Genomic DNA, 9,381 nt, shown 5'->3' with positions numbered 1-9,381 from the left:
GGCTGCCCGGATGAGCTGGTCGCCACGACACTCAGCGTCGTGACGTTCGGGAGGCGCTGGATGTAGGACGAACTCACGCCGGACTCGGCGAGCTTCTCGGCCAGGAAGGAGCCGAAGGCATCTTCCGATAAGGCCGACAGGAACGCTGCAGGACGACCCAGGCGCCCAAGCCCGATCGCCACGTTGAACGGCGAGCCGCCGGCCACGGCCTCTGCGGGAAAGCCCGTTGTCGTGGCGGTGCCGATGAACAGATCAATCAGGGCTTCGCCGGAAACCAAGATCATAGAATGGCTCCTGATGCGGTCGTGGCAGCATCTAAAGGGTTCAGACCGGCACGCGCTCGGCAACGTCCGACGGAGCGGGTTCTGAGGACAGGGCCGCGATCCGCTTGAGATCGCGCAATACATGGTCGAGCTCCACTGGTCCAGAGACGCCGCCGAAGCCGAAATAGAGTGCATTGAAGTGCTGGAAGAGCTGCTCGTAGACCGCGTGCGCGGCCCGATCCGGCTCGAAGGTGCGGAAAGGCAGGCAGATGGCGGCCTGAGCGCTGTCGAGATCCGGATGCGATCCGGCCGCAAGGCTCGCAAAGATACTGGAGCCGAGCCCGGTCGGAATACCGTTGGGGACGAGCACGGGGCGGCCGAGCACGTTGGCATAGACTTGGTTCAGCACCGCATTGTGCTGAGGGATACCGCCGGCATTGATCACGCGTTCCACCGGCACCCCGCCCTTGACCATGCGTTCGAGGATGATGCGGGTGTGGAAGGCAGTGCCTTCTATGGCGGCAAACAGTTCGTCCTGCGCCGTGTGCAGCAGGTTCCAGCCGAGAGTGATGCCGCCGAGATCCGCCTTTACGAGAACCGTGCGGTCGCCGTTGTCCCAGGTCAGGCGCAGGAGGCCCGTCTGGCCGGGGCGATACTGCTCCAGGCCTTTCGAGAGCTCCTTGACGTTGGTGTTGGCGCGGCGCGCAATCGCTTCGAAAATGTCACCTGTGGCAGAGAGGCCGGCCTCAATACCCACGAGTTTTGGATCAACGCTGCCTGGTACGACGCCGCACACCCCCTGGATCAGGCTGGTGTCCTGCGCCATGGCGATGATGCAGGTGGAGGTGCCGACCACGTTCACCACGTCCCCGACCCGGCAACCTGCCCCGATAGCATCCCAATGGGCGTCAAACGCTCCGACCGGGATCGGAATGCCGGGCTTCAAGCCGAGTCGCTCCGCCCAATAGGGCGTGAGGTGGCCTGCAATCACGTCGGAGGTTGCGTATTCGCCAGCGAGCTTGTCGCAGATGCCTTCGAAAAGCAGATCGACCTTCGAGAGGAACTCCTGCGGGGGCAGACCGCCCCAGCGCGGATTCCACATCCATTTGTGGCCCATTGCGCAGATGCTGCGTTTCAACTGGCGCGGATTGGTGACGCCGGTGAGCGTCGCCGCCATCATGTCGCAATGCTCGAGCGCCGTCACCAGGCGGTCGCGCTTCTCCGGGTTATGGCGCAGCCAGTGCAGCAGCTTGGAGAAGCCCCATTCATGCGAGTAGACACCGCCGCACCATTGGATCGCTTCGAGCCCTTCCTGATGGGCGAGGCGGGTGATCTCCTCGGCCTCGGATTTGGCGCGGTGATCGCACCACAGGTAATATTCGTCGAGGGGCTGAAGGCCTTCGCCGACGATCACGACACTGGAACCGGTGGTGTCGATCGCGAGCGACGCCACGTCATCACCTTTCACGCTGGCTGATTCCAGGGCGCCGCGCATAGCCCGAGCCAGGGCATCCATGTGATCGGCATGGGCCTGGGTCGCGTAATCTGGGTTCTCGCGTTTGCGGTGAAGCGGATACTCCGCCGTGGCAAGCCCGAGCGGGCCCTTGCGGTCGTCGACGAGGGTGACCCGTACGCTCAGAGTGCCAAAGTCGACACCTGCTACAACGGCCATGGATCTCTCCCGAACAGGGGTATCGGTAACTGACTGGGCAGCGTGCTACTTCTCCGCTTGGCCATAGGTCGCGCTCGCGCCATGCTTGCGGAAATAGTGCCGGTCGAGGAGCACCTGCGACACACCTTGCGCGTCAGGCCGCAGCGAGAGGGTATACATGGCAACGCGGGCCACAGCCTCCAGCACGACGGCGTTGTGCACAGCGTCATCCGACGTCCTGCCCCAAGCGAAGGGGCCATGGCCAGCAACCAAGGCGGCAGGAACTTCCATGGGATCGCGGTTGCCGAAGGCTTCCGTAATGGCGACGCCCGTCGCAAGCACATAGTTGTTCTTGATCTCATCCGGCGTCAGCTCCCGAGTGATAGGAACCGGGCCGTAGAAATAATCGGCATGTGTGGTGCCGAGGGGCGGGATCGGGCGACAGGCTTGCGCCCAAGCGGTGGCGTGCTCGGAATGCGTATGCACCACGCCGCCGATCTCCGGGAAGGACTTATAGAGGTGAAGATGCGTGTCGAGATCGGATGAGGGGCGTAGCTCGCCCCAGACGATCTTGCCGTCGAGGTCTGTGATCACGAGGTCGTCCGCCGTCATGCGATCATAGGGAACGCCGCTCGGCTTAATGGCGACGAGATTGTCCTCCCGGCTGATGCCGCTGACATTGCCGAAGGTGTAAAGCACGAGGCCGCGGCGCACCACTTCGAGATTGGCCTCCAGAACCTGTTCGCGTAGCTGCTTCAGCATCGGGACGCCTCCTGATGGCCCATAAATGGGAAGCAGCGGCCACAGCGCACGCCATGGCCGCCGCAGGTCAAGCTAAAGATCAGCGGACGGCCTGCCAGCCCTTGTAGTCCTTGATGTTGTCTGCGGTGATCAGCTTGGGTTCGAGAAGAATCACGTTCTTCTCAGGCTTCTTGCCGTTCACGATGCCGACGGCGAGTTCATAGGACTGAGCCGCCATGATGTACGGGTCCTGCGAGGCCGAGGCCTTGATCAGGGAGGTGCCCGACTTCAGCTCGTTCTCGATGTCCGGAGCGCCGTCGACGCCAGTGATGATGAACTCGTTGCGGTTGAGCTGCTTGGCGGCCAAGCTGATTCCGATGGCGGTCGGATCGTTGATTGCGAAGACTGCATCGATCTTCGGGAAGCGGGTCAGCAGGCTCTGGCCGACGGCGAACCCGCCCTCACGGGAGCCCTTGGCATCCTGGTTGTCCGAGAGAACCTTGATGTCCGGGTATTTGGAGAACACGTTCTTGCAGCCCGTGACACGATCCACGATGGATGAGACCTGAGGGCCGTTGATGATGAGGACGTCGCCCTTACCCTTGAGGTGATCGGCGATGTATTGGCAGGAGAGCTCGCCGGCCTTCACGTTATCGGTCATCACCGTGACGTCGGCGCCGGCCGCGGCCACATCGAAGGCTGCAACCACCATGCCGGCGGCCTGGGCGCGCTTCACGGAAGGCTCGATGGCCTTCGGGTCGACGGCATTGATCATGACGATGTCGGTGCCGGCCGCCGAGAAGTTGTCCATCTGGGTGAACTGCTTGTTCAGATCGTAATCCGCAGACACGGAGGTGATCTTCGCGGCCGGCGTGACCTCCTTCGCCTTGGCCTCGATGCCCTTGATGGTCGCGACGAAGAACGGATTGCCGAGCAGGCCGACCGAGATGCCGACGTTCTTCACGTCCTTGGCATAGGCAGGAGCCGCCAGAAGGGCGGCAACCGCAACGCTGAGTGTGAGACGGGAAAGTGCCATAGGATCCTCCAAAGTCTTGATTGCAGCTATCTTATTAGCCCCGCGATCCCCGGAGGCGGTTCTGCTTCCGGGATCTCGCATATACAAGCGCCCGAACCGGACGCAGGTATCTCGTGTCAGGTGCGTGCCGATCCCTTGAGACGGTAGCGGTCGAGCGCCACGGCCCCGATGATCACGAGCCCCTTGATGATGAACTGCCAGATGTCGGAGACGCCCACGAGAATGAGGCCGTTCGACAGGATGGCAATGATGAGTGCGCCGATCAGCGTGCCCCAGATCGAGCCGATGCCGCCCACGAAGCTGGTGCCGCCCAGAATGACGGCGGCGATTGCATCCAGCTCATAGGACTGACCGAGCTGCAAGCCGTTCGCCGCGAACAGGCGAGCCGCCGACATGACGCCGCCGAGACCGGCTGTGAGGCCGGAGAAGGCATAGACGAAGAGCAGGACCGCCCAGACCTTGATGCCTGTGAGCCGCGCCGCGTCCGGATTGCCGCCGACCGCATAGATGTGAACGCCCAGGACGGTTCGCCTGAGGATGAACCAGGAGATGATCACCACCGCGAAGGCGATCCACACCAGCCATGGCAATCCGAACAGGGTGCCGTTGCCGATGAAGGCGAAGGGGAGCTGCGGGTTGAACTGGGTCGTATCGCCGCCGAGCAGACGAGCAACGCCGCGCACGGCGGTGAGAGACCCGAGGGTGACGATGAAGGGTGGCAGCTTCGCAAAGGCGATCAGCGCGCCATTCAGGAGCCCGAACCCGAGGCCCGCCAGCAGAGCTGCCGGAATACCGAGCATACCCCATTCGGGAATGAGCGATCCCAGGATTGCCACCATGGCGGCCGCAGCCAGAATCGAGCCGACCGAAAGGTCAATGCCACCCGTGAGGATGACGAAGGTCATGCCTGCGGCGAGCACCGTATTGATCGAGGCCTGCTGCATCACGATCGACAGATTTTGAAAGCTCATAAACCGACCGGACATCAGCTCGAAAACGACGCCGAGGATGATGAGCACCGGCAGCATGCCGATGGCCTGCAAGGTTGAGCGCCAGGCGAGGCGGCGCTGCTTGCTTTGAGACGCCGCATCAACGCCTGCGGCTCCGGTCGCTTGGATAGACGCGCTGGTGTCATTCGGGGATGTCATTCGGCCGCTTCCCTTACGCCTGTCGCAATGCTGATGATGTTTTCCTGTGTCACCGGTGGGTGGCCTGCACCGCCGACTTCGCCCTCGATCCGACCTTCGCGCATCACCAGCACGCGGTCGCAGATTCCCACGACCTCCGGCAGCTCGCTGGAGATCACGATGATGCCGACACTCCGCTTCGCCAACTCATCGATGAGGCGATAGATCTCGGATTTCGCCCCGATATCGACGCCACGGGTCGGCTCGTCGAGGATCAGGACCTTCGGCTTCGTCTCGAGAAGCCGCGAAAGAAGGACCTTTTGCTGGTTGCCGCCCGAGAGACTGCCCACAAGCACGCCGTCCCCAGCTACCCGGATGGCGAGTGCCTTGATGGCGGCTGCCGCTCGTTTCTTGGCGGACCTCAGGTTGAGCACGCCTCCCACGCGTGCATCCCGCCCCAGCACGCTCACATTCACGTTCTCGCGCACGGTGAGATCGAGGAAGAGGCCGAGGTGCTTGCGGTCCTCCGTCAGATAGACGACGCCGGAATTAATCGCGTCCTCGGGACGATGGATCAAAAGGTGCTTTCCCTGAAGAAAGACCTCGCCGCTTGTTCGCGGGTCGGCTCCGTAAATAAGGCGCGCTAGTTCGGTTCGACCCGCGCCGACGAGACCCGCGATACCGAGCACCTCTCCCTCATGCAGATCGAACGAGCAGTCGTGCACACGAACGCCGTCACCCATGTTTCGGACCGCGAACATGACCGGTCCGCGGCTCTGATGGGCGTCATGCTCCTTCTTATAGAATGATGAGAGATCCCGGCCCACCATCATCTGGACTAGACGCTCGGCCGAGATTTCGTCGCCCGCAAGAGTGCCGACATAGGAGCCGTCGCGGAGCACCGACACCCGATCGGCGAGCTCATAGATCTCGGCCATGCGATGGCTGATATAGATGATGGCGAGACCTTCCGCTTTCAGCTGACGCACCAGCGCGAACATCGCCTCTGTTTCACGGGAAGAGAGGGAGGTCGTGGGCTCATCCATGACCAGAATGCGGGAATTCGCAATCAGGGCGCGGGCGATCTCCACGAGTTGCCGCTCGGCCATCGAGAGTTCGCTGACCTTCGTCGTTGCCCTGAAATGCACGCCAAGGCGTCCTAGAACATCCTGACAGGCCTTCTCCATGGAGCGGCGGTCGACCATCGGGCCGGATTTGTGCTCGCGCCCGAGCAGCATGTTCTCCGCCACCGTCAGGTTGGGAGCGAGAGAAAGCTCTTGGTAGATGATGGAGATACCGTGTTGCCGCGCCGCGAGAGGTCCGTCGATGGTGATATGCTGGCCCATAATGCGGATCTCTCCACCTGGATCCGCCTGGTAGGCACCGGACAGAATCTTCATCAGTGTGGACTTTCCGGCGCCGTTCTCCCCCATCAGCGCATGAATTTCGCCAGGATAGACGGTGAGCGTGACATTCGTGAGCGCTTTGACCCCAGGAAAGGTCTTGGAGATGTCCTTCATCTCAAGGATCGGGGTGGATCCTGTCATGGGCGCTCCCCTAAAGGTGCTTCATCGAAGCGGCACTGATCTGCTCGCATTCAGCCAATCTGTCATGTTGATTGAGCGGCTGGATGAGCAGGTGTTATGGCTGCCGTAAATGCTTCATGCCAATCGGTTTTCAATCCCTCGCTTTCTCCCTCCGACAGGAGTCCACAACTTTTCCTGGGCAGGCAATTATCGAAATTCAGTTCGAGTTCTTTCTGAACTAACAGTTGCTATCATGAATGTTGCAACAATCTTGCATGTTTCGTGTCAGGAGCGTGCGAATTCTGGTTTCAGAGCATGATAGAGGCTTCGGAACGACTTGACGCGCGGGCTATATAGTTCTGCCAGCTGCGGCTCAGGCTCGACAGTCTCGAGAACACTCGGGGCCGTGCAAACCTCCTCCGGTGCCTCTCCGGTGGTGGCCAGACGTGCCAGACGCGCTGCGCCGAAGGCTGGTCCCTTGTCGCTGCCTTGATAGCGTATGATGGGAATGTTCAGCACGCTGGCGAAGATCTTCGTCCAGAACCTGCTCTTCGAGCCTCCCCCAATGATACTGGCCTGCGTCAGGACTGTTCCTGCCTGCTCGAGTGCCCGTTTCGCGTCGGCAAAACTGTAGGCGACACCTTCGAGAACGGCTTGTGCCAAGTCCGTCTGCTGTGTGTCGGGAGAAAGTCCGAAGAACACGCCGCGAGCATGCGGATCGTTGTGCGGGGTCCGCTCGCCGGCGAGATAGGGCAGGAAGAGAACGTCGGACGGCTTGCGATAGGCGGCTTCCGTCTCTCTCAAGAGCTCGCCAATGTCCCGCTTCAGAAGATTGGCCACCCAGGCGAGACAGCTTGCGCCGTTCAGCATCGCGGCCATCTGAAACCAGCGTCCGGGCACGGCATGACAGAAGGAATGCACAAGAGCTTCGGGTGCTGGGTTGAAATCCCGCGTGGTCACGAAGAGCTGTCCCGAGGTACCGAGCGAGATGAAGGCCGATCCATCCTCGATAGCCCCAAGTCCGACGGCGCCTGTTGCCGCATCGCCTCCGCCGCCGGCGACCACCACATCGCTCCACAGGCCCCATTGCTGGGCTATCTCCGGTTGCAGGGTGCCGGAGGCTTGCGAACCTTCAACGAGGATGGCCATATGGTCGCGAGTTAGGCCGGTCGCAGCCAAGGCCGCATCCGACCAATCGCGCCTAGCTTCGTCCAGCCACCAGGTGCCCGCGGCGTCCGACATCTCCGTGACCACGTCGCCGGTCAGTTTCAACCGAATGTAGTCCTTGGGCAGAATCACCTTGCGCACGGCGCGGAAGGCTTCCGGCTCGTGCCGCGCGAGCCAGGCCAGCTTCGGTGCCGTAAATCCCGGCATCGGAATGACGCCCATTGCTCGCGAGAGTTCGGGATGCTGGGCGCCAAGCTCATGCGCCTCGCGGAAGGAGCGGCCGTCGTTCCACAGAATCGCGGGGCGCAGAGGCCGGTTGTTGCCATCGAGCAGCACCGCCCCATGCATTTGTCCCGACAAGCCAATGCCGCGCACATCCGCGAAGGCTGCCCCTGCTGTCACGCGGAGTTGACTGAGAGCAGCCTGCACGGCCTGCCACCAGGCTTCTGGGTCCTGCTCCGACCAGAGGTCCTGCGGACGGGAGACCTGCAGGGGAACATCCGCTTCCGTGACCGCGGCCTGCCACTCGTCGACAAGGATGACTTTCACCGCTGAAGTGCCGACATCGATCCCAAGATAATGGGCCATGCTTCGTGCTCCTTGAAGGTTAGTGCTGCCCCTGGCTTGGCGGCTGTTGAGACCAGCATATAGCTCAGTCCCACCACTTGGTGATACGGGTGATAGAAGCCAGGGTCCGGAGCCTCGTGGAGTCCGATCTTGAGGCAGGACGTCTCATACGCGCACGCGGGCCTGAATGGGACATTTCTGTCGAAGTGCGTCTATTCCGCCCCCGTGCCCGGCTCACGAGTAAGGCTGAAGCCTTCTAGGAATATGCCTCTCGTCTATTCAGCTAGCTGAAGTAGGAAGGTCCGCTCTGAATCACGAGCAGGAGATCGGCGCAAGGTGCGGTACGTCTGGCTTGCCCTGGTAAGCTGACAAAGGCTTTAGGGAGTGCTCAGCCACGGTTTCCTGCCGGCACAAGCGGCCAAGATTCCTTGCGGGGAGCTTCGATTCAGGAGCACGGCAATGCAGATTGGATCTCTCGCAATCTCTGCTGAACCACCGTACCTTGGAGCCGGGGCAAGCTGATTGGCCCCAAGCCGCCGCTGAAAGCCAAAGAAATCTGGTCCATTCGGGTTAGGCTCCAGGTTGCTCATCGCACCCTGGATCTGGCCCTGCTCAATCTGGCGCTCGACAGCAAGCTGCGCGCCTGTGACTTGGGCGCCCTTCGGATCGATGATGTGACCCTCAACGGACGGGCGCGGTCCCGAGACACAATCATGCAGCAGAAGACAGGCCGGCCGGTTCAGCTCGAGATCACAGAGCAGACCCGAGAGGCTGCAGGGCGCTGGCTGGAGACGAAGAACCTGCACAAGGGCAAGCCGCCGGTTCCCAGCCGGATCAATCGAGCGAGGCCGATGACAATGCGCCAGTACGCTCGCCTGCTGGCATCCTGGCTCCGCGCGATCAGGCTTGATCCCCTCGCCTACGGCACACACTCCCTGCGGCGTACTAAAGCCTCAATGACTTATCGGACAACTGGCAATCTCCGGGCGGTCCAGCTTCGCCTTGGGCACAGCAAGATTGAGAGTACAGTTCGGTATCCTGGGATCGACGTCGACGACGCCCTTCTGATCGCGGAACAGGTTGAGATCTGACTGCTTGAGGCGGCCCGCCGATGAGCCGCCTCAGAGCCTCCGACCTGTTATGCGGCAAGATCCGGACCTGAGGCTCAAGCAGCCCAAAGACAAACGGCCGGCGTGTGCTATTCGCAGACCTTCACATTGGCCTAACATTACAGTTGCGCCCTCCGCTTTCGATGTGAGGTTTGTGCCATCGCCTGATGCGCGCGTCGCCAGGCGGACCAGGC

The 9,381-nt window shown here is 61.7% G+C and carries 8 protein-coding genes; 1 reads left to right on the top strand and 7 read right to left on the bottom strand.

The genetic code is table 11. The features are described 5' to 3' along the window. The 7 genes from JKL45_RS28620 to xylB form a co-directional block, all read right to left on the bottom strand. Positions 1-284 (bottom strand): PfkB family carbohydrate kinase (locus JKL45_RS28620; RefSeq protein WP_246499085.1); only part of this gene is annotated, 284 nt, incomplete at its 3' end. Between the two features lie 40 nt (positions 285-324). Further along, on the bottom strand, positions 325-1,935 hold the full coding sequence (locus tag JKL45_RS28615) for a ribulokinase (protein WP_201865170.1): 1,611 nt from the start codon (positions 1,933-1,935) through the stop codon (positions 325-327). Between the two features lie 45 nt (positions 1,936-1,980). After that, positions 1,981-2,676 carry an L-ribulose-5-phosphate 4-epimerase gene (locus tag JKL45_RS28610; protein WP_281401833.1) on the bottom strand — a complete coding sequence of 232 codons (696 nt, stop codon included), beginning with the start codon at positions 2,674-2,676 and terminating at the stop codon, positions 1,981-1,983. Between the two features lie 79 nt (positions 2,677-2,755). Beyond that, the gene (locus JKL45_RS28605) at positions 2,756-3,691 is read right to left on the bottom strand and encodes an ABC transporter substrate-binding protein (protein WP_201865169.1); all 936 of its coding nucleotides are present in this window, start codon (positions 3,689-3,691) and stop codon (positions 2,756-2,758) included. 116 nt (positions 3,692-3,807) lie between these two features. Then, positions 3,808-4,839: an ABC transporter permease subunit gene (locus JKL45_RS28600; protein WP_201865168.1), complete on the bottom strand. Its 1,032-nt coding sequence runs from the start codon at positions 4,837-4,839 to the stop codon at positions 3,808-3,810. Further along, a complete protein-coding gene (locus JKL45_RS28595) occupies positions 4,836-6,365 on the bottom strand; it encodes a sugar ABC transporter ATP-binding protein (RefSeq protein ID WP_201865167.1) in 1,530 nt (509 codons plus the stop codon). Before JKL45_RS28595 ends, JKL45_RS28600 begins: the two co-directional genes overlap by 4 nt. A 264-nt stretch (positions 6,366-6,629) precedes the next feature. After that, positions 6,630-8,099: a xylulokinase gene (gene xylB / locus JKL45_RS28590; RefSeq protein ID WP_201865166.1), complete on the bottom strand. Its 1,470-nt coding sequence runs from the start codon at positions 8,097-8,099 to the stop codon at positions 6,630-6,632. Positions 8,100-8,599: 500 nt separating this feature from the next. Here xylB and JKL45_RS28585 point away from each other — a divergent pair, with 500 nt between their 5' ends. After that, entirely contained in the window at positions 8,600-9,169 is a 570-nt protein-coding gene (locus JKL45_RS28585; protein ID WP_312897052.1) for a tyrosine-type recombinase/integrase, read from the top strand. Positions 9,170-9,381 lie beyond the last annotated feature (212 nt).

The sequence above is a fragment of the Microvirga soli genome (assembly GCF_016734765.1).
Lineage (GTDB): Bacteria > Pseudomonadota > Alphaproteobacteria > Rhizobiales > Beijerinckiaceae > Microvirga > Microvirga soli.
The sequence above is the reverse complement of the archived record's forward strand: the minus strand, read 5'-3'. Positions and strand labels throughout refer to the sequence as shown.